At 58.1% G+C, this 23,953-nt stretch carries 18 protein-coding genes; 10 read left to right on the forward strand and 8 right to left on the reverse strand.

What is annotated here, in order from left to right:
• Nucleotides 1-20: 20 nt before the first annotated feature.
• From L2I46_RS09615 to selB, 5 genes are all read left to right on the forward strand, one after another.
• Nucleotides 21-389, forward strand: a complete 369-nt coding sequence (locus L2I46_RS09615) for a DUF3302 domain-containing protein (RefSeq protein ID WP_032454354.1) — start codon at nucleotides 21-23, stop codon at nucleotides 387-389.
• Nucleotides 390-392: 3 nt separating this feature from the next.
• Nucleotides 393-1,529, forward strand: a complete 1,137-nt coding sequence (locus L2I46_RS09620) for an HlyD family secretion protein (RefSeq protein WP_023291343.1) — start codon at nucleotides 393-395, stop codon at nucleotides 1,527-1,529.
• A 92-nt stretch (nucleotides 1,530-1,621) separates the two neighbouring features.
• Entirely contained in the window at nucleotides 1,622-2,230 is a 609-nt protein-coding gene (locus L2I46_RS09625; RefSeq protein WP_004152043.1) for a glutathione S-transferase, read from the forward strand.
• 105 nt (nucleotides 2,231-2,335) lie between these two features.
• Nucleotides 2,336-3,724 (forward strand): L-seryl-tRNA(Sec) selenium transferase, encoded by a 1,389-nt coding sequence (gene selA / locus L2I46_RS09630; RefSeq protein WP_023291342.1) that lies wholly within the window; start codon nucleotides 2,336-2,338, stop codon nucleotides 3,722-3,724.
• The gene (gene selB / locus L2I46_RS09635) at nucleotides 3,721-5,562 is read left to right on the forward strand and encodes a selenocysteine-specific translation elongation factor (protein WP_236947805.1); all 1,842 of its coding nucleotides are present in this window, start codon (nucleotides 3,721-3,723) and stop codon (nucleotides 5,560-5,562) included. The genes selA and selB overlap by 4 nt, the downstream gene beginning before the upstream one ends.
• A gap of 74 nt (nucleotides 5,563-5,636) precedes the next feature.
• Here selB and L2I46_RS09640 read toward each other — a convergent pair whose 3' ends face one another.
• Together L2I46_RS09640 and L2I46_RS09645 are read right to left on the reverse strand one after the other, a co-directional pair.
• Complete coding sequence (locus tag L2I46_RS09640; protein WP_048298561.1) at nucleotides 5,637-7,586, reverse strand: glycoside hydrolase family 127 protein; 1,950 nt, start codon at nucleotides 7,584-7,586, stop codon at nucleotides 5,637-5,639.
• Nucleotides 7,587-7,595: 9 nt separating this feature from the next.
• On the reverse strand, nucleotides 7,596-8,996 hold the full coding sequence (locus L2I46_RS09645) for an MFS transporter (RefSeq protein WP_064158060.1): 1,401 nt from the start codon (nucleotides 8,994-8,996) through the stop codon (nucleotides 7,596-7,598).
• A 250-nt stretch (nucleotides 8,997-9,246) separates the two neighbouring features.
• Here L2I46_RS09645 and L2I46_RS09650 point away from each other — a divergent pair, with 250 nt between their 5' ends.
• The gene (locus tag L2I46_RS09650) at nucleotides 9,247-10,062 is read left to right on the forward strand and encodes an AraC family transcriptional regulator (protein WP_044525031.1); all 816 of its coding nucleotides are present in this window, start codon (nucleotides 9,247-9,249) and stop codon (nucleotides 10,060-10,062) included.
• A 110-nt stretch (nucleotides 10,063-10,172) separates the two neighbouring features.
• On the forward strand, nucleotides 10,173-10,658 hold the full coding sequence (locus L2I46_RS09655) for a 4Fe-4S dicluster domain-containing protein (RefSeq protein ID WP_032454347.1): 486 nt from the start codon (nucleotides 10,173-10,175) through the stop codon (nucleotides 10,656-10,658).
• A 42-nt stretch (nucleotides 10,659-10,700) separates the two neighbouring features.
• Here the strand turns inward: L2I46_RS09655 and avtA are convergent, their stop codons facing one another.
• Both avtA and L2I46_RS09665 read right to left on the reverse strand, forming a co-directional pair.
• The gene (gene avtA / locus L2I46_RS09660) at nucleotides 10,701-11,957 is read right to left on the reverse strand and encodes a valine--pyruvate transaminase (RefSeq protein ID WP_236947806.1); all 1,257 of its coding nucleotides are present in this window, start codon (nucleotides 11,955-11,957) and stop codon (nucleotides 10,701-10,703) included.
• Nucleotides 11,958-12,124: 167 nt separating this feature from the next.
• Complete coding sequence (locus L2I46_RS09665) at nucleotides 12,125-14,158, reverse strand: alpha-amylase (RefSeq protein ID WP_085551486.1); 2,034 nt, start codon at nucleotides 14,156-14,158, stop codon at nucleotides 12,125-12,127.
• Between the two features lie 313 nt (nucleotides 14,159-14,471).
• Between L2I46_RS09665 and L2I46_RS09670 the strand changes: the two genes are divergently transcribed.
• On the forward strand, nucleotides 14,472-15,290 hold the full coding sequence (locus L2I46_RS09670; protein ID WP_060589859.1) for a protein bax: 819 nt from the start codon (nucleotides 14,472-14,474) through the stop codon (nucleotides 15,288-15,290).
• A 61-nt stretch (nucleotides 15,291-15,351) separates the two neighbouring features.
• Here L2I46_RS09670 and xylR read toward each other — a convergent pair whose 3' ends face one another.
• The 4 genes from xylR to xylF all read right to left on the reverse strand — a co-directional run bounded on the left by xylR (nucleotide 15,352) and on the right by xylF (nucleotide 20,524).
• Nucleotides 15,352-16,530 carry a D-xylose utilization transcriptional activator XylR gene (gene xylR, locus L2I46_RS09675; protein WP_023291336.1) on the reverse strand — a complete coding sequence of 393 codons (1,179 nt, stop codon included), beginning with the start codon at nucleotides 16,528-16,530 and terminating at the stop codon, nucleotides 15,352-15,354.
• Between the two features lie 233 nt (nucleotides 16,531-16,763).
• Entirely contained in the window at nucleotides 16,764-17,945 is a 1,182-nt protein-coding gene (xylH, locus tag L2I46_RS09680) for a xylose ABC transporter permease XylH (protein ID WP_017900029.1), read from the reverse strand.
• Nucleotides 17,923-19,464 carry a xylose ABC transporter ATP-binding protein gene (locus L2I46_RS09685; RefSeq protein WP_236947807.1) on the reverse strand — a complete coding sequence of 514 codons (1,542 nt, stop codon included), beginning with the start codon at nucleotides 19,462-19,464 and terminating at the stop codon, nucleotides 17,923-17,925. The genes xylH and L2I46_RS09685 overlap by 23 nt, the downstream gene beginning before the upstream one ends.
• A 64-nt stretch (nucleotides 19,465-19,528) precedes the next feature.
• On the reverse strand, nucleotides 19,529-20,524 hold the full coding sequence (xylF, locus tag L2I46_RS09690; RefSeq protein WP_023291333.1) for a D-xylose ABC transporter substrate-binding protein: 996 nt from the start codon (nucleotides 20,522-20,524) through the stop codon (nucleotides 19,529-19,531).
• Between the two features lie 496 nt (nucleotides 20,525-21,020).
• Between xylF and xylA the strand changes: the two genes are divergently transcribed.
• Together xylA and xylB are read left to right on the forward strand one after the other, a co-directional pair.
• Nucleotides 21,021-22,343, forward strand: a complete 1,323-nt coding sequence (gene xylA, locus L2I46_RS09695; RefSeq protein ID WP_032454343.1) for a xylose isomerase — start codon at nucleotides 21,021-21,023, stop codon at nucleotides 22,341-22,343.
• Nucleotides 22,344-22,435: 92 nt separating this feature from the next.
• On the forward strand, nucleotides 22,436-23,890 hold the full coding sequence (gene xylB / locus L2I46_RS09700) for a xylulokinase (RefSeq protein WP_236947808.1): 1,455 nt from the start codon (nucleotides 22,436-22,438) through the stop codon (nucleotides 23,888-23,890).
• Nucleotides 23,891-23,953: the final 63 nt, after the last annotated feature.

The raw sequence follows: 23,953 nt of genomic DNA on the forward strand, positions 1-23,953 counted from the left end.
AGCGTAAAGCCGAGGGAATTATGTTTCTCAATTATTTTGCGCTGGGCGTTCTGATCTTCGTTTTTCTGGTCATTTTTTATGGAATTATCATTATTCACGATATTCCTTATTTGATTGCCAAAAAACGCAACCACCCCCATTCCGATGCTATTCATGTCGCCGGATGGGTCAGTCTTTTTACTCTCCACGTCATCTGGCCGTTTTTATGGATATGGGCCACGCTGTACCAGCCTGAGCGCGGTTGGGGCATGCAGCATAAGGCGAATACGGACCCCGACGAACCTGAAAAAGAGACGGATATACAACAGCTTCGCCAACGACTGAGCGACCTTGAACATCAGGTGGCGGCCATCCAGCGGCCACAGTCCACCGCTGCGGCGGAGAAATAAACTATGGATCTGTTGATCATTTTGACCTACGTGGCCATCGCCTGGTCGATATTTAAAATCTTCAAAATACCGGTTAATAAATGGACGGTTCCCACCGCGGCGCTGGGGGGCGTATTTATTGTTAGCGCGCTTATTTTATTAATGAACTATAACCACCCTTACACCTTTCTGGCGCAAAAGGCGGTAATATCTATTCCTATTACGCCGCAGGTGACCGGGGTTGTCAGCAGCGTCACCGACAAAGCGAATCAGCGCGTCGAAAAGGGCGAGGTGCTATTTACCATTGACCCGGCGCGCTATCAGGCGCGGGTCGATCGCCTGCAGGCCGACCTGGTGACAGCGCTGCACAGTATTAACACCCTCAAGGCGCAGCTCTCTGAAGCCCAGGCCAACACCACCCGCGTGTCGGCGGAACGCGATCGCTTATACAAGGACTATCAGCGCTACCTGAAAGGCAGCCAGGCGCGGGTGAATCCGTTCTCGGAAAGCGACATCGATAACGCCAGGCAGAATTATCTGGCCCAGGACGCGCTGGTCAAGGCGTCGGTGGCGGAGCAGGCGCAGATCCAGAGCCAGCTGGATAGCATGATCAACGGCGAACAGTCGCAAGTGGCCAGCCTGCGCGCCCAGCTGGCGGAGGCGAAATATAATCTCGATCAGACCACCGTGCGGGCGCCCAGCGATGGGTATATCACTCAGGTGTTGATCCGTCCGGGGACCTACGCCGCCTCGCTGCCGCTACGGCCGGTGATGGTGTTTATCCCCGAGCAAAAACGGCTGATCGTCGCCCAGTTCAGGCAAAATTCGCTGTTAAGGCTGGAGAAGGGCGACGACGCGGAAGCGGTATTTAATGCCCTGCCCGGACAGGTGTTCCACGGTAAACTGGTGAGCATTTTACCGGTGGTGCCCGGGGGGACCTATCAGGCGCAGGGGGCGTTGCAGTCGCTGACCGTGACGCCGGGCAGCGATGGCGTGCTGGCGACCATCGAGCTCGATCCGAATGCTGAAATTGATGCGCTACCCGATGGCATCTACGCTCAGGTGGCGGTCTACTCCGACCATTTCGCCCACGTTTCGGTGATGCGTAAAGTGCTGCTGCGCATGACCAGCTGGATGCACTACCTCTATCTCGACCATTAATGCGATCGGCGGCAGGTTGAGCGGGAGGCTCACCTGCCTTTTACCTCGCCCTGAGCCATACTCATATCTTTGTTGGCGATAAGGAGCAGGCTATGAAACTGATCGGCAGCTACACCAGTCCCTTTGTGCGCAAAATATCGGTGATCCTGCTGGAAAAGCGCATCCCTTTTGAGTTTGTCAACGAATCCCCCTACAGCGAAAGCAACGGCGTGGCGCGCTATAACCCGCTGGGCAAAGTGCCGGCGCTGGTGACGGATGACGGCGAATGCTGGTTTGACTCCCCGGTTATCGCCCAGTATCTCGAGCTGCTGGGCGTGGCGCCGCCGATGATCCCCGCCGATCCCAGAGCCGCTCTCAGGATGCGCCAGCTAGAGGCGCTGGCGGATGGGGTGATGGAGGCCGCCCAGGCGCTGGTGCGCGAAAAGGCTCGCCCCGCGGCCCAACAGTCAGAGCAAGAGCTGCTCCGCCAGCGGGAGAAAGTGGCGCGCGGCCTCGACAGGCTGGAAGCCTGCGCGGCGGACGGGACGCTGCGCGGCGACGAGGTCAATCTGGCGACCATCTCCACGGCCTGCGCCATCGCCTACCTGAACTTTCGCCGGGTGGCGCCGGGCTGGTGCGCCACCCGGCCGCAGCTGGTGAAGCTGGTGGATGCGCTGTTCCAGCGCGCCAGCTTTGCGCGCACCGAACCGCCGCGGACTTGACCCAGACAGGTAACAGTTTGCGCAAGGAGGCGTTACAATCGCCGCTGATTGTTGACTCCCTCTCCCGTCGGGAGGGGGGAAAATAACTAACCGCCAGGCCCATTGATGACTACCGAAATTCGTGCGCTTTATACCCGGCTTCCGGCCATTGACCGCTTACTCCGCGACCCCGCTTTTTCCTCCCTGCTGACGCAGCACGGCCATTCGCAGGTGGTGACGCAGCTGCGCCAGATGCTGGACGAGGCGCGGGAACAGATCCGCCAGTGTCAGACACTGCCTGACTGGAGCCATGACTGGCTGAGCGCCTGCGCGCAGCGGCTGACCGCCAGAAGGCAGAGCGCCCTGCGTCCGGTGTTTAATCTCACCGGTACGGTGCTGCACACCAATCTCGGGCGCGCCATCCAGGCTGAGGCGGCGGTGGAGGCGGTCGCCAGCGCGATGCGCGCGCCGGTGACGCTCGAATATGATCTCGACGACGCCGGGCGTGGCCATCGCGATCGCGCCATTGCCGATCTGCTGTGCCAGATCACCGGCGCGGAAGATGCCTGTATCGTGAACAACAACGCGGCGGCCGTTCTGCTGATGCTGGCGGCTACCGCCAGCGGCAGGGAGGTGGTGGTCTCCCGCGGCGAGCTGGTGGAGATCGGCGGGGCGTTCCGCATCCCCGACGTGATGCGCCAGGCGGGTTGTCAGCTGCACGAAGTGGGCACCACCAACCGCACCCATGCCAAAGACTATCGCCAGGCGGTGAATGACAATACCGCCCTGCTGATGAAGGTCCACACCAGCAACTACAGCATTGAAGGCTTTACCAAAGCCGTCGACGAAGCGGAGCTGGCGGTCATCGGCCGCGAGCTGGACGTCCCGGTGGTGGCCGACCTGGGGAGCGGGTCGCTGGTGGATCTCAGTCAGTATGGCCTGCCCAAGGAGCCGATGCCGCAGGAGATGATCGCCGCCGGGGTGAGCCTGGTCAGTTTCTCCGGCGACAAACTGCTTGGCGGCCCGCAGGCCGGAATTATCGTCGGCAAACGCGCGCTGATTGCCCGCCTGCAAAGCCATCCGCTGAAGCGGGCCCTGCGCGCGGATAAAATGACCCTCGCGGCGCTGGAAGCCACGCTGCGCCTCTATCAGCATCCGGAAGCGCTGCGGGACACCTTACCGACGCTGCGCTTGCTCACCCGCCCGGCGGACGAAATCCGCCGGCAGGCCGAACGTCTGCAGCCTGCCCTGGCGGCACACTATGCTGATTTTGCCGTCAACGTGGCAGCCTGCCAGTCGCAGATTGGCAGCGGCTCGTTACCTGTCGACCGTCTGCCTGGCGCGGCGTTGACCTTTACCCCGCATGACGGCCGCGGCAGCCGGCTGGAGGCGCTGGCGGCCCGCTGGCGCGCGCTGCCGTGCCCGGTGATTGGCCGCATTTATGACGGTCGGCTCTGGCTGGACCTGCGCTGTCTGGAAGATGAAACCCGGTTTATGGAGATGTTGTTACGATGATTATTGCCACCGCTGGACATGTTGACCACGGCAAAACGACGCTGCTGCAGGCGATAACCGGCGTAAATGCCGATCGTCTGCCGGAAGAGAAAGCGCGGGGAATGACGATCGATCTCGGCTATGCCTACTGGCCGCAGCCGGACGGGCGGGTGCTGGGATTTATTGACGTGCCCGGGCACGAAAAGTTTTTGTCCAACATGCTGGCGGGGGTGGGAGGGATCGACCATGCGCTGCTGGTGGTGGCCTGCGATGACGGCGTGATGGCGCAAACCCGCGAACACCTGGCGATCCTGCAGCTGACCGGAAAGCCGACGCTGACGGTAGCGCTCACCAAAACGGACCGCGTGGCGGCCGCCAGGGTGGCGGAGGTTCAGGCGGAGGTCGAGCAGACCCTGCGCGAACTGGGCTTTGACGCCGCCGCTTTCTTCCCCACCGCGGCGGTGGATAACATCGGTATTGCCGAACTGCGCAGCCACCTGCTGCAGCTTGCGGAGCGCCCCCATCCACAGCAGCGGCGTTTTCGCCTGGCGCTGGATCGCGCCTTTACCGTCAAGGGGGCGGGGCTGGTGGTCACCGGGACGGCGCTCTCCGGCGAAGTTCGGGTCGGGGATACTTTGTGGCTCACCGGCGTCAACGCGCCGATGCGCGTCCGCGGCCTGCATGCCCAGAATCAAGCGGTTGAGCAGGCGCACGCCGGGCAGCGCATTGCGCTGAATATTGTCGGCGATGCGCAGAAAGAGGCATTGCACCGCGGTGACTGGCTGCTCTCTTCACCGCCGCCGGAGCCTGCAGAGCGGGTGATTGTCGAACTGCAGTGCCATACGCCGCTCAGCCAGTGGCAGCCGCTGCATATTCACCACGCTGCCAGCCACATCACCGGCCGGGTGTCGCTCCTGGAGGGCGGCCTGGCGGAGCTGGTGCTGGATACTCCGCTGTGGCTGGCGGATAACGACCGGCTGGTGCTCCGCGATATCTCCGCTCGCTTAACGCTGGCCGGCGCACGGGTGGTGACGCTGGATCCCCCGCGCCGCGGCAAGCGTAAACCGGAGTATCTGCAGTGGCTTCACGCCCTGGCGGCGGTCGGCGCTGACGATGCGCAGGCCCTGGAGCTGCATCTGCAGCGGGACGCCGTCCGGCTTGAGCGCTTCGCCTGGGCGCGGCAGCTGAGTGAAGCCGGAATGGCGGCCTTGATCCAGCGACCGGACTATCTGCAGGCCGGACAGCGCCTGCTTAGTGCGCCGCTTGCCGCCCGCTGGCAGCGAAAATTGCTGGATGCCCTGGCGCGCTACCATGAGCAGCATCGTGACGAGCCGGGCCCTGGCCGGGAGCGCCTGCGCCGCATTGCGCTGCCGATGGAAGAGGAAGCGCTGGTGCTGCTGCTGATTGAGCAGATGCGCGAGAGCGGATTAGTCCACAGCCATCACGGCTGGCTGCATCTGCCCGAGCATAAAGCCGGGTTTACCGACGAGCAGCAGGCGGTCTGGCGGAAGGTGGAGACCCTGTTCGGCGATGATCCCTGGTGGGTGCGCGATCTCGCGCGCGAAGTCCATGTTGAAGAGTCCCTGATGCGAGCGGCGCTGCGCCAGGCGGCGCAGCAGGGGATGATTACCGCGATCGTCAAAGATCGTTACTACCGCAACGATCGCATTGTGCAGTTCGCCCAGCGGGTGCGCGAGCTGGATCAGCTGCGCGGCTCAACCTGTGCGGCGGATTTTCGCGATACCTTAAACGTAGGGCGGAAGCTGGCGATCCAGATCCTCGAGTATTTCGATCGGATTGGCTACACCCGTCGTCGCGGCAACGATCATATCCTGCGCGATAAAGCATTGTTTCTTTAATCGTTAACGCCTGCTCCCCGGCGGACAGCGAACGGTGTGTTGCCGGGGAAGAGGGGGTCGCGTTGTGCCTGGCCTTATTCGGCTTCCCGAACCCAGATACGCATTTCGCCTTCTCCGCGGTTTGCCCAGCTAAACCAGGGAATAAAGGTCAACGTCTGTGAATGGGGGGTGGCCAGAGGGTGATCGTAGCTCCACAGCTTCTGCGCATCGGCGTTTTCTGCATGTTTTCTATAGCCTGGGGCCTGAATCAACATTTTGTGAGCAAACAGCCCCTTTCCTTCAAACACCGTGAACCTGGCATCGCGTGGCAGCAGTAGGTTATGCAGCGCCTCACCGTTATCAGCTTGTTCAAGACAATAAACCAGTGGACCGCGTTGCAGCGCCACCTGGCCTGCCTGGTGGCGAACCAGCGGATTACCATATACCCGGCGAACCGGCATCGGCAACGTTAGCATCAGAGTGTCGCCTTCCTGCCAGAGATGTTGGATATGCAGATAGCCCTGGCGTATATCCTGCGTGACCGGCGCGCCGTTCAGGGTGAGCTGTGCCCCCTCGCACCAGTCCGGGAGACGCAGCGCCAGCGTATGGTTCAATGCTGACGGAGACTCGATGACAATTTTGACCTGTTCCTGCCAGGGATAGTCACCGCTGATACGCAGACGTAACGTCTTTTCTCCTACCGGGATCTCAGCCTGATTACCGACGTAGAGATTGATATACAACGCCTCTTCGCGTGGCGTATAGATATAATGTCCCAGCGAGGTCAGGAGGCGAGCGATATTCGGTGGGCAACAGGCACAGCCGAACCAGCGCTGACGAACAGGCTTAACATGGTCATAAATATGATTGAATTTTAAAGCCTTGGGCTGCACTTCCAGTGGGTTGACGTAGAAGAAATGTTTACCGTCCAGCGCCATACCGCCCAGAACGGTATTGTAAAGTGCGCGCTCCATCACATCAGCATATTGGCTGTCGGCTTCCAGTTCCAGCATGCGGCGCGCGAACATCATCAGCCCGATAGAGGCGCAGCTTTCCGCATAAACGGTATCATTCGGCAGATCGTAATCGCTGCTGAAGGCTTCCCCGCTGCTCTGTGAGCCAATGCCGCCCGTAATATACAACTGACGCTGGACCATGTTTTTCCATAACCGCAGGCAGTCCTGGCGTTTGCCTTCGTTCTTGCTCAGGCGTGCAAGGTGCGCTACGCCGGCCATTAAATAAACAAAGCGAACCGCGTGACCCACAGCGGTGGTCTGTTCGGCAAGCGGCAAATGCGCCTGGCTGTAGGGTTTATCCATCACCATCCACGCCGGCCCATAGGTATTCCAGAAGGAGGTTTTGCCGCGTTTTTCATATTCGATGTCATAGAAATGCGGCTGTGTCCCACGCTGTTCAACGAAGTAATTAGCCAGCGCCATATAGCGTGGTTCCTGAGTCACATCGTACAAACGCATTAACGCCAGCTCTATTTCAGGGTGTCCCGGGTAGCCGTGCAGCTGATTGCCGTCCGGACCAAAGACGCTGTCGATATGATCGGCGAGGCGACATACCACCTCCAGCAGGCGGCGTTTACTGGTTGCCTGGAAGAATGCCACCCCAGCCTCAATCAAGTGACCGGCACAGTACAATTCATGGCATTCGGCGAGATTGGTCCAGCGTTCCCCGGGCGCTTTCACCGTAAAATAGGTGTTCAGATAACCATCTTCACATTGCGCGGCGGCAATCAGCTCAATCACCTCGTCGGCGGTTTTTTCCAGTTCCGCATCTGGCTTCTGACACAATGACCAGGCGACTGCCTCCAGCCATTTCGCCACATCGCTGTCCTGGAACACCATTCCGTAGAATTCCCCTGCCTGCTGACCTGCGGCGATACGGAAGTTTTCTATCGCATGGCTGGGTTCAGCCTCGGCGATCCGGTCATTGAGGGCATCCCACTGATAGGGAATGACGACATCACGCACCAGTTGCTGATACTGACCCAGAAACGGATCGTTAACTTTCAGTTTGTGCAGATCGACTTCCATGATTTCTCCTTAAGACTGAATGTGACGTGCGCGCAGATCGGTTGCAATGCGCGACATCATGGGATTGTTGAGCTTACAGGCGCGGATAGCGAAGGCCAGCAACAGATGGAACAGCGCGGGCAGCAGGGTTTCCATCGCCGTGATCCCCGATAGTGAGGATGGAGTCTGGTTGCTGGCGCCGGGTTGATAAGCAACGTAGATAAATACCAGGCTGATAATGCCCGCACTGGAGGCCCATGCCAGCTTGATAAAGAACAGGTTGAAAGCAAAGTTCATCCCTGACGAACGGACACCCGTCTTCCATTCACCATAATCATCAGAGAAGGCCATCAACGAAAAATGCAGCGGTAGGGTAAAGCCCAGGATGATGCCATTGCCGAGAATGACCACCAGCCATAGCGTTTGCCAGGACGGACCGGTTGGCAGGAACCACATCCCCACCGCCAGTAAGGCCAATACCAGATTGGTGTAGTAATAGAGCTTGACGGTATCAACGTGGCGCGACAGCCAATTGACGATCGCGGCGCCCAGAATCGAGGAAAAGGTGACCATGGTGAAAAACAGCGATGTATAGCCAGTAGAGCCGCCCAGTACATAGGTAATAAAGTACATGTAGCCGCCACCGCGAATGTTAAACACGTTGATCAACAGGAATGACATCGCCAGCATGAGTAACAACTGATCGTTTTTACGCAAACCGGCGATATGTTCGCGCAGGGTGAATTTGCCGAGCATCTCCAGGGAAACACGCTCACGTACCCAGAAAAAGCAGCACAAAAACATCACCGCCGCGATGGCGCAGAGTACGCCGACACCATACTGATAACCCTGGGCGGTATTCCCCTGACCGAGCGCTTTAACCAACCACGGCAGGCCCACGGAGACCAGGAATCCTGCCACGCCGCACAGTACAAAGCGCCATGCCTGGCAGGATATCACCTCGCTATGGCGAGTGGTCATCGTATTAATGAGCGCGCAGTAGGGGACGTTAATCGCGGTATAGCTGACTGAAAGCAGCAGGTAAGTGCCGAAGGCCCAGGCGATTTTTACCCCCATGCCGGCATCCGGCACGGTAAAGGTCAGCACCCCGATCGCTGCAATAGGAACCGCAATCCATAGCTGCCAGGGGCGAAAACGTCCCCATCGGCTTTGGGTCCGATCGGCGAGGACGCCCATGATCGGATCGGAAATAGCATCAAACACGCGCAGCGCAAGGAACAGAGTACCGACCAGCGCCGGGGTGAGCCCAAAGACGTCAGTATAGAAAAAAGTGAGAAAGTTCATGATCAGGCAGGTGATGACCGTTCCACCGGCGTCGCCCAGACCATAGCCTATTTTTTCACGGAGAGATAATTTGGCGTCCTGCACGTGCTTCGTGAGGTCGCTTGTCGTAATCGGAGCCGTAGTCATAAATAACTCCCGAAGATGATGTTCAGAATTATTCCGCTGTCTGACCGGCGGACATTTTTTGTCTTTTGCAAATACATTAATTATTTTGCACCGAATAAACGAGGCAACAAGGGAAGGGAAAAGTATAAAAAGAGGACGATTCCGACTTCGTCATAAAAGTGTGATTCCGATCCGGAAAGGCGTTAATTTATGATTAATAATCAGTTGGAAAGAGATTTTTATCGTTTCGTTAGCGGAAAATTAAATATATATGCTTGAATTATCCATGCCTCTCCCGATTCGCGTACAAAATGGCGGCTTATTTATTTCCCGTGGCGTCGGCAGTCATCCGGCACGTAAACTGCAGTCCTGGGAAATTATTTTTGTCGAAAAGGGGACGTTAACGATTTGCGAGGAGGGTGAAATATTTAACGTTAATGCAGGGGAGAGTTTACTGCTGTGGCCAGAACGTTCTCATGTTGGGGTGGGGGAATTTCCCGCCGACCTGAAATTTTATTGGCTGCATTTTGAAGTACTGACGGAGAGTGTCCGGTCTCTGCCGCCTGCGCTGCTTAACGTTCCGCAACATACCCGCGTCAGCGATCCACAATACATTATTTCGCTGTTTCGCCAGTTTCTTCGTGAACAGGAGAATATTCACCGCAGCCTGGCGCTGGAGCTCCTGTTATTGCTGATACTGCAGCAGATTGCCGCGGCGGCAAGCGAAAAACCGGACGACAGTCCCGGCGCTGCGCTGGCCTGGAAAGCGCAGCAGATCATCCATACCCGTTACCACTTGCCTGTTTCAGCATCGACGTTGGCGAAAGAGCTGCACTGTAATGCGGACTATTTAGGACGCGTCTATCGTCACGTTTTTCGCGTGACGTTGACCGAAGCGCTGCATCGTCAGCGGGTCAGAGCGGCGGAAAAGCTATTGATCAGTGATTCACTGTCGTTGACCGAAGTCGCGAGCCAGTGCGGCTTTAATGACGTCGGTTATTTTCGCAAGATCTTTCGCAAGCACACCAGCCTCACGCCTGCAGCCTGGAAGCGCCGCTACTGTAAGGAGCACATTAATTCAGCGTAATGAAAAATCACTTGTGCTAGTGACTAAAAACAGCGCTGATTCCATTCAGGATCAAAGCGCGGGCAGGGATTATTCTGGCACCCTGCGGTTTTATCCCCAGGGAGCAGAGGATGAACCGGTTTCTTATTGCCAATGCCCAGCAGTGTATTGGCTGTCGTACCTGTGAAGTGGCCTGCGCGGTGGCGCACCAGCAGGCGCAGGATGTCTCCATGCTGTCGACAGGCCATTTCACGCCGCGTATCCGGGTGGTGAAAAGCGGCGAGATATCAACGGCGACGGCCTGTCGGCAGTGCGAGGATGCGCCTTGCGCCAGCGTCTGCCCGCAGGGGGCGATTCGTCGGGAGGAGGACGTCTGGTGGGTCGATCAGCGCCGCTGCATCGGCTGTAAAAGCTGCATGGTGGCCTGCCCGTACGGCGCAATGACCGTCACGGTGGTGAACCAGCAGGCGCAGGCGCTGAAATGCGATTTATGTCACCACCGCGCCGAGGGGCCGGCCTGCGTAGCCGCCTGCCCGACGCAGGCGCTGCGGGTGATGGCTCCCGCGGAGCTGGAGGCGCTATGCGCGCAAAAACGCCAGCGGCTGGCGCTGGCGTGAGCGGGTCCGCTAACGGGCGTTTCCCGTCAGCGGCGTCAGGGATTAGGCTTCCTGTTCGCGCCAGGCGAATTCAACCTCTTCGGCGAGAATTTTCACCCCGGCCTCGATTTTTTGCGGGTCCGGCACATAGTTCATGCGCATGCACTGGTGGGTATGCGGCCACGGTTTATCGAGTCCCGGGAAGAAGAAATCCCCCGGCACCATCAGCACGCCGCGCTTTTTCAGCCGCTGATACAGCAGCTCGGTGGAGATCGGCAGATCCTTAAACCACAGCCAGAGGAAGATCGCCCCCTCCGGTTTGTGAATAAGGCAGCGCTCCTCCGGCAAATAGCGGCGAATAATGGCGATGGTCTCCTGCACCCGCTGGTAATAGAAGGGTTTGATCACTGTCTCTGACAGGCGCAGCAGATCCTGACGTTTAATCATTTCACACATCATTGCCGGCCCGATACCGCCGGGCGCGAGGCTGATAATGCCGTTCATGTTGCTGATGGCGGTGATGATTTTCTCGTTGGCGATGATAATCCCGCAGCGGCTGCCCGGCAGGCCCAGCTTGGACAGGCTCATACACAGCACGATGTTCGGATTCCACAGCGGTCGGGCGTCGCTGAAAATAATGCCCGGGAACGGCACGCCGTAGGCGTTATCAATCACCAGCGGGACCCCATGCTGATTCGCCAGCGCATCCAGTTTGATCAGCTCTTCATCAGTGATGACGTTGCCGGTCGGGTTGGTGGGACGCGAGACGCAGATCATCCCGGTCTCTTCCGTCACCTGCAGATGCTCAAAATCAACGTGGTACTTGAACTGGCCTTCCGGCAGCAGTTCGATATTCGGCCGGGTGGCAACGAACAGATCCTCTTCCAGGCCGGCATCGGCATAGCCGATATATTCCGGCGTCAGCGGGAACAGCACCTTACGGGTGGTGCCATCTGCCCGACGGCCTGCGAACAGATTAAACAAGTAGAAAAATGCGCTCTGACTGCCATTTGTTAGCGCAATATTCTGTGGTTCGATCTCCCAGCCCAGCTCGTCGCGCAGCATCTTCGCCAGCAGGCTCAGCAGCTCGCTTTTGCCCTGCGGACCATCATAATTACAAAGCGCATCAAGGGCTTTGCCATTAACCAGCATGTCGGAGAGCAGCCGCTGGAAGTAGTCATTCATCTCCGGGATCTGAGCGGGGTTGCCGCCGCCCAGCATAATAGCGCCCGGCGTGCGCAGACCGTCATTAAGGTCTTCCATCAGGCGGGTAATGCCTGAATGACGGGTGAATTTGTCGCCGAAAAGGGAAAATGTCATCGCGAATCGTCTGTCGGTGGTTCTGGAAAGTGGCTAACCATAACGCCAGCGCCAGCGAGGTGCAAATCGAAGGGAAGGGGAGTGTTTTTGTTTTTATCCTGCGAATCGATATTTTATCAGCGTATTGTTCTGACTGGCTCCCCGCCGGGCAGGGAGCCACTCCTGCTTTACTGCTGTTGTCCGGCCCAGATGACCATCACTTTGTCTTCACCGCTCTCGCGCACGAATCCGTAACCCCGCGGCATCGACAGCGTTGTCTGTTTGCCCATACCGATCGCCGGATGGCGCGCGCGGAACTGGCCGATCTTCTGCCAGTGGGTAACGCTGCGGGCCGCTTTACCGTTGACATCCTGCCAGTTCATCTCTGAACGGGTGCCCTGCAGCGGGTCCGAGCCGGTGGGGCCGAACGGGCGCGACGACTCGTCACCATAGAAGATCTGCACGGCGCCAGGGGCCAGCAGCAGCAGCTCTGCCGCCGTGGTGCCGCCTTCGCGGAACAGGCGCGTATCGTGCGAGGAGAGGTAGCTCAGGACGTTAAAGCTCTGCAGCTTGTCCGCCATTTGCTGCCAGGTGAGGTCAATATTGGCCATGCAGTTAGCCGCTTTCGCCGCCTGGTCCTGGTAGTCGAAATTGATCATCGCATCAAAACCGTGGCGATAGTAATCGCTCTCCATCACCCCGTGTCCCCAGGCTTCGCCGGTCATCCAGAACGGCGCCGCATCCCGCGCTTTATCCGGATTGGCTTTCTTCCACTCCGCCAGCGCGGCGGTGGCCTGGGTTTTTAACTGCTGCCAGGCGTCCATCTCCACATGTTTAGCGGTATCGACGCGGAAGCCGTCGATGCCGTAGTCGCGCACCCACTGGCTCAGCCAGTGCGTCAGGTAGTCGCGCGGCGTATAGCCCGGGATCGCTTTCGCCGCAGTGTCCGGTTTATGGCTGTAGAAGTTCGGCAGGCCCGACGCCTCCTTCGATTCGGTTTTCAGATCCGGCAGGAAGGCCAGTGACATGGTGAGATCGTCATAGCCCGGGTTGTCGTAATCGCCGATATCGGTGCGGATCCACTTCTTGCCCCACCATTTCTCCCACCCGGCTTTATCGCTGAAGTTGATATAGTCGTTAAAGCTGTGCCAGGTCTGGCCCGCGCCGGGCTTCCAGTCCGTCCAGCGCTCGCCGAGGGTTTTTTTCAGCTCATCCCCTTGCAGATACAGAGAGCCGAACTGGAACTCCTGCATGTCGGCCAGGGTGGCGTAACCGGTATGGTTCATCACCACGTCGAACAGAATACGTATTCCGCGCTTATGCGCTTCATCCACCAGCCGACGGAGATCGGCTTCGGTCCCCATATTGGCGTCCAGTTTCGACCAGTCCTGGGTGTAATAGCCGTGGTAGGCGTAGTGTGGAAAATCGCCTTTCGTCCCGCCGCCGACCCAGCCGTGGATCTGCTCGAGCGGGGAGCTGATCCACAGGGCATTGACCCCCATCTGCTGCAGATAATCCAGCTTGCTGGTTAATCCCTGCAGGTCGCCGCCGTGGAAGGTGCCGATCTCCTGCATGCCGTCTTTGTGTCGGCCATAGCTATTGTCGTTGGCCGGATTACCGTTCACGAAGCGGTCGGTCAGGACGAAGTAGACGGTGGCGTTGTGCCAGTCGAACGGCGCCGGCGCGGCCGTCTCGGCGCGCTCGAGCAGCAGCAGACCATTGCTGCCGAAGGCGGGCTGCAGCGTGATTTTGCCGCCGCTGACGGTCGCGACATTGCCGCTGTAGAAATCGCGAACTTTGCTGCCCTCGGGGAAGGTTTTACTGACGTCGAGGGTGAGAGGTTTTCCATCCCACTTCGGACACTGGCGGATCTGCGGCGCCGCGGCGCTGGCCTCTTTTTCTTCCAGCGAAATCATCATCGTCGGCGTGCCGGAGCGGGTATCCACTTCCAGGGTATACAGACCCTGGCGGAAGATGCGCCATTGCGGCGGCGTGCCGCGACAGGGTTCCATGGAGAGCATCTGGTTGAGCTTAATGCCGCCGGAAGGCTGCCAGCACTGTTGGTCAAAATTTAGCTGCAGGGGACGTGTACCCTTCTCAACCACTTTCTGGCTGATGAAGCGACCCGTCCCTTCTTCGGTAAAAGCAGGGAAGTCGGCGGTAGTCCAGGCGGCAAAGGCCATCCCAGGCACGAATAACGTGGCAAGCGCAGCGAGTTTCATTGCGGGATCCTTGAGCGGTTTTTAGCTAGTGTGCCTTGTTGTCGCGCGAGTGAACTCCTCCCGGCGGACGTTTTACCAGGAGGATGAAAAGGGGTGAGTGACACCGCTCAAAAAATAGGCTAAAAATGAGACGAAGCTAGCATTTTCGCGCTAGCGATGCGGCGCAGAAACCGATTTCAGATGACAGCAATTCGGAATTGGACTATTTCTGTTGATGCTCTCAGTGCGTATTTTTGATACTATTAGCGATTCAGCTATCGTTTTTTTGTGAAAAACAAGGTGTTGGAATGCATATATCCGACCAGGAGACCTGATGATATCGAATCCCATACGACGATATGGGGCCGCCATACTTATGTTACTAACCTGCGTCTTTTCAGGTAGTGTGTTGGCAACAACGCACACAGCAACAAAGAGTCATAAAGCCCCAACGGTTAAGAAGATAAGTAGTACTAAGGTAAGCAGTAAACAAGAGTATTCTCGCAATAGTGTAAAGAGCAGTTCACTTCCTGACTTGCGAAAATACCCTTCCGGAACACCAAGGAAAAAAGCGTTTCTCCGGACGGTCATGCCTTATATTACCAAGCAGAATCAGGCGATTACTGCGGATCGTAACTGGCTTGTATCCAAGCAGTACGATGCTCGCTGGTCGCCGAGCGAAAAGGCGCGCCTGAAAGACATCGCGACACGTTATAAGGTGAAGTGGTCAGGTAATACGCGTCATGTGCCCTGGAACACGCTGCTTGAGCGTGTCGACATTATTCCGAACAGCATGGTCGCGACCATGGCGGCGGCGGAAAGTGGCTGGGGTACTTCCAAGCTGGCGCGTGAGAACAACAATCTGTTCGGCATGAAGTGCGGCGCTGGTCGCTGCCGCGGCGCGATGAAAGGCTACTCGCAGTTTGAGTCGGTGGAGCAGTCGGTGCAGGCTTACGTCACAAACCTGAACACTCACCCGGCCTATTCCTCTTTCCGCAAATCGCGCCTGCAGCTGCGCAAGGCGGATCAGGAAGTAACGGCCAGCACCATGATTCATAAGCTGAAGGGCTATTCGACCAGAGGGTCGAGCTACAACAACTATCTCTTCGCGATGTATCAGGATAACCAGCGGTTAATTGCCGCGCACATGTAATGTGCTTATCTACGTGATTATTCATGCCCGGCGCGCAAGCCCGGGCATTTTTCTTTGCTCTCTACATCATGACTTCACTGTGCCGGTCACGGTACTCCTTCGGCGTCACGTCGTACTCTTTCTTAAACACCGAATAGAAATATTGCAGCGACGGGTAGCCGCACATCTGTGAAATTTCATTGATCGACAGGCTGGTGGATACCAGCAGGCTGCGCGCCTTTTCCAGTTTCTCGCTGTGGATCACCGTGTGGATGGTCTCCCCGACCTCCTCTTTAAAGCGTTTCTCCAGGTTGGAACGTGAAATGCCGACGGCGTCGAGCACCTGCTCCACCTTGATGCCTTTGCAGGCGTTGTTGCGAATGTAATGCATCGCCTGAATCACGGAAGGATCGTTTAACGACCGGTAGTCGGTGGAACGTCGTTCAACGACGCGCATCGGCGGGATCAGCTGGCGCTGCAGCGGGAGCGCCTCGTTATTCAGCAGCCGGTGGAGCAATTTTGCCGCCTGATAACCCATCTGGCGGGTGCCCTGGGCGACGGAGGAGAGGGCGACGCGCGAGAGGTAGCGGGTCAGCTCCTCATTATCGATGCCAATAACGCACAGTTTCTCGGGCACCGGGATATGCAGCAGCTCGCAGGCCTGCAGGACGTGGCGGGCGCGCGCGTCGGTGACGGCGATAATGCCGGTTTGCGGCGGCAGCGTTTGCAGCCAGTCGGCGAGCCGGTTTTGCGCGTGCTGCCAGTTTTCCGGCGCCGTCTCCAGCCCCTGGTAGACCACGCCGCGGTACTTCTCCTTCGCCACCAGCTGGCAGAAGGCATACTCGCGCTCTACCGCCCAGCGTTTACCGCTGGAGGTGGGCAGTCCGTAAAACGCGAAGCGGTGTACCCCTTTTTCCTTCAGATGAAGAAAGGCGCTTTCCACCAGCGCGGTGTTGTCCGTGGCGATATAGTGGACCGGCGGGTACTGCTCTGGCTGATGATAAGAGCCGCCGACGCCGACGATGGGGACGTTGACATCGGCCAGTAGCTTTTCGATTTCGGGATCGTCATAGTCGGCGATAACGCCATCGCCTAGCCACTCTTTGATGTTTTCGATTCGTGCCCGAAAATCCTCTTCAATAAAGATATCCCACTCCAGCTGAGAGGCCTGCAGATACTCGCCGACACCCTCAACCACCTGGCGGTCATAAGCTTTGTTGGCGTTAAATAACAGCGTAATACGGTGACGCTTTTCAAACATAGATGATGTTCCTGCTCTAACCCCGGTCATACCCCTTCATTCATGATGTTGCCGATGGCCTGGCTTTCTCATTCACCCCAGCCACGTACGCGATACGCGGCTGGGATGCGCCGTCGGCAACCCGAATGCTGTTGGGTATACACTACCGGCTAATGCCCGAGATATTTCAAGCGCCTTATGGCGAAGTTTGGTGGTAGCGCAAAGAATTCAGACATTCTTCAGAGAGCGCTTCCTTACGCGCGCCGCTTGGTGGCGGAGTCCATCCACACCGCCAGCAGCAAAATGGCGCCTTTGACGATATATTGCCAGAAGGTGGCGACGTCCATCATGCTCATGCCGTTATCCAGGGCCGACATAATAAACGCCCCCATTACCGCCCCGGCGACACTGCCGATACCGCCCGCCAGGCTGGTACCGCCGATGACGCAGGCGGCGATGGCGTCCAGTTCGGCGATGTTGCCCGCCGAGGGGGAGCCCGCGCCAAGGCGCGAGCTGAGGATCAGTCCGGCAATGGCGACCATCAGGCCGTTAATGGCAAACACCGCCAGCTTGGTACGCTCGACGTTAATCCCGGACAGACGTGCCGCCTCCAGGTTGCCGCCGATGGCGTAGATGCGGCGGCCAAAGGCGGTGCGAGTGGCCATGAACAGGCCTGCCAGCAGCAGGGCGGCGAGGATCAGTACCGGCGTCGGCACGCCGCGATAGTCATTGAGCAGCCAGATTGCGCCCAGCACAATCACCGCGGTAATGGCCTGGCGGCCAACGGCCGCGGTGGAGGATGCAGTCGCCAGACCTAACGCCTGCCGACGCATCCGTCCGCGCCACTGCCAGATAATGAACGCCGCCATGCCGACAACGCCGATGCCAAAGCCAATGCCATCTGGCAGGTAGCTTTGGCCGATCTGCGCCATCGCCGGGCTGGTGGGCGAGACGGTGGTCCCGTTGGTGATGCCGATCAGAATGCCGCGAAACGCCAGCATCCCGGCGAGGGTGACGATAAACGAGGGGACCTTGCGATAGGCCACCCACCATCCGTTCCATGCGCCGAGCAGTAGCCCCATCACCAGCGTCACCAGAATGGTGAGCGGCAGCGGCCAGCCGAGCCAGACGTCAAAGATCGCCGCGGCGCCGCCCAACAGCCCCATCATCGAGCCGACGGACAGGTCGATTTCTGCCGAAATAATCACAAACACCATGCCGACGGCGAGGATGCCGGTGATGGCCGTCTGGCGCAGCAGGTTGGAAATATTGCGCGCGCTCAGGTAGGCGCCATCGGTAACCCAGGTGAAAAACAGCATAATGACGACGATCGCGGCGATCATCACGAAGACCTGGAGGTTCAGCCCCTTCAGCGCCGGCAGGGCGGTGGGGGCGGTTGGGGTAAGTTTGATTTCAGACGACGTGTTCTTCGACATGGCGTTCGCTCCTCAGCGCGGCTTCCATCACCTGTTCCTGGGTCAGATGTTGATTAACCAAATTGGCTTTTAGCCTGCCTTCGTGCATGACCAGCACCCGATCGCTAAGACCAAGCACCTCGGGCAGTTCGGATGAAATGACAATGACCGCGATGCCCTGCTTCACCAGCTGGTTAATCAGTTTATAAATTTCATACTTCGCCCCGATATCGATGCCGCGGGTGGGTTCGTCGAGGATCAGAATGCGTGGATTCAGCAGCAGACAGCGGGCCAGAATCGCCTTTTGCTGGTTGCCGCCGCTCAGGCGGCCAATCGCCAGCTCCGGCGAGGAGGTTTTAATTTTCAATCGCTGAATGGACTGCTCAATACAGTGCTGCTCGGCGGCGTCGTCCAGGCTGCTCATCGCGCCGGTGAACTGGCTGAGCGCCGCCAGGGTAATGTTCTTACCCACCGCCATCACCGGCACGATGCCGTCTTTTTTGCGGTCTTCCGGCACCATGGCGATGCCGTGGCCAATGGCCTGCTGACAGTTATTGATGCTGACCGGCTGGCCATCAATGAAGATCTCCCCCTGCCAGCGCCCCGGCCAGACGCCGAACAGGCACTGCACCGCCTCGGTCCGTCCGGCGCCGACCAGCCCGGCGATGCCGAGGATCTCCCCGCGATGCAGGGAAAACGAGACGTCGTTGACCCGTTTAATATGACGGTTTACCGGGTGCCAGGCGGTTAAATGTTCGACCCGCAGGATCTCCTCGCCGTGGGCGTGCGGTTCGCTGGGATAGAGCGCGGTGAGCTCCCGGCCAACCATCATGGTGATGATGTCGTCTTCGCTCATGCCGCTGGCGTCGCGGGTGCCGATATGCTGGCCGTCGCGGATCACGCAGATCGTATCGGAGATCGCTTTGACCTCATTGAGCTTGTGCGAAATATAGATGCAGGCGATATCGTGGTTTTGCAGATCGCGAACGATCGCCAGCAGCGTCGCGGTCTCTTGTTCGGTTAAGGAGGCGGTTGGTTCGTCGAGGATCAGCAGGCGCACCTGTTTATTCAGCGCCTTGGCGATCTCCACCAGCTGCTGCTGACCGAGGCCGAGGTCGCCGACGCGGGTGTCGGGCGAAATGGGCAGATTGACCTGCTCCAGCAGCTTCTGGCAGCGCAGCGTCATGGTTTCATAATCCAGCAGGCCGTGGCGGGATATTTCGGCGCCGAGGAAAATGTTCTCCAGCACGGTGAGATGTTTCACCAGCGCCAGCTCCTGATGAATAATGGCGATGCCTTTACGTTCGGTATCGCGAATATGGTTTGCCTGCAGCGTTTCGCCGGCAAAAATAATCTCGCCCTCATAGCTTCCGTGCGGATAGATACCGCACAGCACCTTCATCAGCGTCGATTTTCCCGAACCATTTTCACCGCATAACGAGGCCACCTCGCCAGCGTTCAGGCGCAGGCTGACATTATCCACGGCCTTAACGGCGCCGAAGGTTTTGGTGATGTTCTTCATTTCGAGTAGCCAGGCCATAAAGACTCCGCAAAAGTGATATCCGGCGGGATGAAAATGACGCCCCGTAGCGGGGCGTCAGCCATTACAGTTCACTCTTTTTATGGAAACCGTCTTTAATCACCGTGGCGTCGATATTCTCTTTATTCACTTCAATTGGCGTTAACAGGCGCGAAGGGACATCTTTTAAGCCGTTATTCAGCGTGGTGTCAGACTTCGGCTGCTTATCGTTGCCCAGCTCAACGGCGATTTCGGCGGCATTGGTGGCCAGGGTGGTAATCGGTTTATAGACGGTCATCGTCTGGGTACCGGAAATAATACGCTTCACGCCCGCCAGGTCAGCATCCTGACCGGAGATCGCCACTTTGCCTGCCAGCCCCTGGGCGGTTAAGGCCTGGATGGCGCCGCCGGCGGTTGCGTCATTGGAGGCCACCACGGCATCGATTTTGTTATTATTCGCCGTCAGCGCGTTTTCCATTATTTTCAGCGCGTTTTCCGGCAGCCAGCCGTCAACCCACTGATCGCCGACAATCTTAATTTTGCCCTCATCGACATACGGCTTGAGGATCTTCATCTGGCCGGCGCGGAACAGCTTGGCGTTATTATCCACCGGCGAGCCGCCCATCAGAAAATAATTACCCTGCGGCACTTTGTCGACCAGGCTTTGCGCCTGCATTTCGCCGACTTTTTCATTGTCGAAAGAAATATAGAAATCAATATCGGCATTATTAATCATGCGATCATAGGCCAGCACTTTAATACCTTCCTGCTTGGCCTCTTTAATAACGTTACTGAGCACCTGACCGTTATAAGGAATAATGACCAAGACATCGACGCCGCGGTTGATCATGTTTTCAATTTGCGACATCTGCGTTTCTTCATTGCCATTGGCGGACTGGACAAAAACTTTGGCGCCTAAGGATTCCGCTTTATTGACGAAAATATCGCGGTCTTTCTGCCAGCGTTCCAGACGCAGATCGTCGATGGCCATGCCAATCTTCACTTCTTTCGCCATCCCCGCCATGCTGGCGAGCAGGAGGGAGCTGGCGCAAAGCGTAAGGCAAAGGTTCTTTATCTTCATAATAACGATACCTTTTTTGTAAGGGTAGGTAAGACGAACGGAAAAATAATGTTTGATACATGAGGTTGCGGATACGTTACAGATTCTTAACGCGGAAAGCAGGGCTGGCAATTACCGGTTCTTATTTTGCAGTTATGAAATTTCGTTTAATGCGCAAATTATGACGGCGATCGTATTTTATTCATGCACACTCTTATTATTGCACTGGACCTCTCTGACAGGACGGCAGAAGAACGCGCCGATATTATTTTTTGCGAGCTGGCGCACGTTTGTGGATTCTCTCAATGGCGGTGTGAAATAACGTAATTGAGGAAAATGAAAGCGAAATTCTATATTGGCTTAAACCCGTCATACTTCAAGTTGTAGGTGTGTTGGTGACATTCGTTGCTTCGCCCCCTGGTTATCGGGGACTCGCGCTCCTGCCGCCTTCCTGCAACTCGAATTATTTAGGGTATCTGATTGGTTATTCGCCGCATCTCTGAATATGGAGTTCTCTATGCAGACCTATTTCGATCAACTCGATCGCGTTCGTTACGAAGGCCCGAAATCCGCTAACCCGCTGGCTTTCCGTCATTACAACCCGGATGAACTGGTGCTGGGCAAACGGATGGAAGATCATCTGCGTTTTGCGGCCTGTTACTGGCACACCTTCTGCTGGAATGGCGCCGATATGTTTGGCGTGGGCTCCTTCGACCGCCCATGGCAGCAGCCTGGCGACGCCCTGGAGATGGCCAAACGCAAAGCCGATGTGGCGTTCGAATTTTTCCATAAACTCAACGTGCCTTACTACTGCTTCCACGACGTTGACGTCTCGCCGGAAGGGAGTTCGCTCAAGGAGTACAGCAATAACTTCGCCCGGATGGTCGAGGTGCTGGCGGAGAAGCAGCAGCAGAGCGGCGTCAAGCTCCTGTGGGGGACCGCAAACTGCTTCACCAACCCGCGCTACGGCGCCGGCGCGGCCACCAACCCGGACCCGGAAGTGTTTAGCTGGGCGGCCACCCAGGTGGTTACCGCCATGAATGCCACCCATCAGCTGGGCGGCGAAAACTATGTCCTGTGGGGCGGTCGCGAGGGCTATGAAACCCTGCTGAATACCGACCTGCGCCAGGAGCGTGAACAGATTGGCCGCTTTATGCAGCTGGTGGTGGAGCATAAGCATAAAATCGGCTTTAAAGGCACGCTGCTGATCGAGCCCAAACCGCAGGAGCCTACCAAGCATCAGTATGATTATGACGCCTCTACCGTGTACGGCTTCCTCAAGCAGTTTGGTCTGGAAAAAGAGATTAAACTGAACATTGAAGCCAACCATGCGACCCTTGCCGGCCACTCGTTCCATCATGAGATCGCGACGGCCATCGCGCTGGGGCTGTTCGGTTCCGTCGACGCCAACCGCGGCGATCCGCAGCTGGGCTGGGATACCGACCAGTTCCCGAACAGCGTCGAAGAGAACGCGCTGGTGATGTATGAAATTCTCAAAGCGGGCGGCTTCACCACCGGCGGCCTCAATTTTGATGCGAAAGTGCGCCGTCAGAGCACCGACAAATACGATCTGTTCTACGGCCATATCGGCGCGATGGATACCATGGCGCTGTCGCTGAAGGTCGCGGCGCGGATGATCGAAGACGGTGAGCTGGATAAACGCGTGGCCAAACGCTACGCCGGCTGGAACGGCGAGCTGGGGCAGCAGATCCTTAACGGGCAGATGGCCCTCAGCGACATTGCCCAGTACGCCGCTCAGCATCAGCTGGCGCCGCAGCATCGCAGCGGCCAGCAGGAACAACTGGAAAACCTGGTCAACCATTATCTGTTTGACAAGTAATCATGCGGCGGCGCCCGGCGTGACCGGGACCGCCACCAGGATGCTCTGTTCGCGCCACGCTCAGCCGTGGCGCGCGTTTAAGGAGAGGAAGTATGTATATCGGCATCGATCTGGGGACATCGGGCGTCAAAGCCATTCTGCTCAATGAGCAGGGTGATGTGGTGGCATCGCATACCGAAAAACTCACCGTCTCGCGTCCGCATTCGCTGTGGTCGGAACAAGATCCCGAGCAGTGGTGGCAGGCTACGGACACGGCGATGAAAGCCCTGGGCGCGCAGCATAGTCTGCGCGACGTGAAGGCGCTGGGGATCGCCGGGCAGATGCACGGCGCCACCCTGCTGGATAAATCGCTACAGGTGCTGCGTCCTGCCATTTTATGGAATGACGGCCGCTGCGGCGAAGAGTGCCAGCTGCTGGAGGAAAAAGTCAGCGCTTCCCGGCAAATCACAGGCAACCTGATGATGCCGGGCTTTACGGCGCCGAAGCTCTTGTGGGTGCAGCGCCACGAGGCGGCGGTGTTCAGCCAGGTCGATAAAGTGCTGTTGCCGAAGGATTATCTGCGTCTGCGGATGACCGGCGAGCTTGCCAGCGATATGTCTGACGCCGCCGGTACCCTGTGGATGGACGTCGCCCGACGCGACTGGAGCGATGAGATGCTCGCCGCCTGCGATCTCAGCCGGGACGCGATGCCGGCGCTGTTTGAAGGCAGCGACGTCACCGGGCAGCTGCGTCCGGAGGTGGCGCAGGCGTGGAATATGCCACAGGCGCTGGTGGTAGGGGGCGGCGGCGACAACGCCGCCGGCGCGGTCGGGGTCGGCATGGCCGATGCCGGTCAGGCGATGCTGTCGCTGGGCACTTCAGGTGTGTATTTCGCGGTCAGCGAAGGGTTCCTCAGCAAGCCTGAAAGCGCAGTGCATAGCTTTTGCCATGCGCTGCCGGGCCGCTGGCATCTGATGTCGGTGATGCTCAGCGCGGCTTCCTGTCTGGACTGGGCGGCGAAATTAACCGGTCTCGCCAGCGTGCCGGCGCTGATTGCGGCGGCGCAGTCAGCCGACGAGAGCGCTGGTCCGGTGTGGTTCCTGCCCTATCTGTCGGGCGAACGCACGCCGCACAACAACCCGCAGGCCAAGGGCGTCTTCTTCGGCCTGACGCATCAGCATGGGCCGGCAGAGCTGGCGCGGGCGGTGCTGGAGGGGGTGGGCTATGCGCTGGCGGACGGCATGGACGTGGTTCACGCCTGCGGCATCAAGCCGCAGAGCATCACCCTTATCGGCGGCGGGGCGCGTAGCGCTTACTGGCGACAAATGCTGGCGGATATCAGCGGCCAGCAGCTCGATTATCGTACCGGGGGCGACGTCGGCCCGGCGCTGGGGGCGGCCAGGCTGGCGCAGCTGGCGGTGCACGGCGAAGCCAACCGCGCCGGGCTGTTGACGCCGCTGCCGCTTGAGCAAGCGCATCGCCCGGACGATCGCCGAGTGGCCCACTATGCGCCACAGCGGGAAACCTTCCGCCAGATTTATCAGCAGCTGAAACCGCTGATGTCATAGCCTCAGTCCGTCCGGCAACGCCGGGCGGATTACTTCCCTGAATGTCCCGGCTACATCCATCCA

Origin of the sequence: Klebsiella sp. 2019SCSN059 (assembly GCF_021739525.1) — a bacterium.
Classification (GTDB): Bacteria; Pseudomonadota; Gammaproteobacteria; order Enterobacterales; family Enterobacteriaceae; genus Klebsiella; species Klebsiella quasipneumoniae.

Bases quoted from the DNA above. Each gene is read 5' to 3' on its own strand.
- xylR (WP_023291336.1), bottom strand. From the start codon at position 16,530: ATGTTTGAAAAGCGTCACCGTATTACGCTGTTATTTAACGCCAACAAA.
- L2I46_RS09655 (WP_032454347.1), top strand. From the start codon at position 10,173: ATGAACCGGTTTCTTATTGCCAATGCCCAGCAGTGTATTGGCTGTCGT.
- L2I46_RS09620 (WP_023291343.1), top strand. From the start codon at position 393: ATGGATCTGTTGATCATTTTGACCTACGTGGCCATCGCCTGGTCGATA.
- xylF (WP_023291333.1), bottom strand. From the start codon at position 20,524: ATGAAGATAAAGAACCTTTGCCTTACGCTTTGCGCCAGCTCCCTCCTG.
- L2I46_RS09640 (WP_048298561.1), bottom strand. From the start codon at position 7,586: ATGGAAGTCGATCTGCACAAACTGAAAGTTAACGATCCGTTTCTGGGT.
- L2I46_RS09685 (WP_236947807.1), bottom strand. From the start codon at position 19,464: ATGGCCTGGCTACTCGAAATGAAGAACATCACCAAAACCTTCGGCGCC.
- L2I46_RS09645 (WP_064158060.1), bottom strand. From the start codon at position 8,996: ATGACTACGGCTCCGATTACGACAAGCGACCTCACGAAGCACGTGCAG.
- L2I46_RS09625 (WP_004152043.1), top strand. From the start codon at position 1,622: ATGAAACTGATCGGCAGCTACACCAGTCCCTTTGTGCGCAAAATATCG.
- selA (WP_023291342.1), top strand. From the start codon at position 2,336: ATGACTACCGAAATTCGTGCGCTTTATACCCGGCTTCCGGCCATTGAC.
- selB (WP_236947805.1), top strand. From the start codon at position 3,721: ATGATTATTGCCACCGCTGGACATGTTGACCACGGCAAAACGACGCTG.
- L2I46_RS09670 (WP_060589859.1), top strand. From the start codon at position 14,472: ATGATATCGAATCCCATACGACGATATGGGGCCGCCATACTTATGTTA.
- xylH (WP_017900029.1), bottom strand. From the start codon at position 17,945: ATGTCGAAGAACACGTCGTCTGAAATCAAACTTACCCCAACCGCCCCC.
- xylB (WP_236947808.1), top strand. From the start codon at position 22,436: ATGTATATCGGCATCGATCTGGGGACATCGGGCGTCAAAGCCATTCTG.
- avtA (WP_236947806.1), bottom strand. From the start codon at position 11,957: ATGACATTTTCCCTTTTCGGCGACAAATTCACCCGTCATTCAGGCATT.
- L2I46_RS09650 (WP_044525031.1), top strand. From the start codon at position 9,247: ATGCTTGAATTATCCATGCCTCTCCCGATTCGCGTACAAAATGGCGGC.
- L2I46_RS09665 (WP_085551486.1), bottom strand. From the start codon at position 14,158: ATGAAACTCGCTGCGCTTGCCACGTTATTCGTGCCTGGGATGGCCTTT.
- L2I46_RS09615 (WP_032454354.1), top strand. From the start codon at position 21: ATGTTTCTCAATTATTTTGCGCTGGGCGTTCTGATCTTCGTTTTTCTG.
- xylA (WP_032454343.1), top strand. From the start codon at position 21,021: ATGCAGACCTATTTCGATCAACTCGATCGCGTTCGTTACGAAGGCCCG.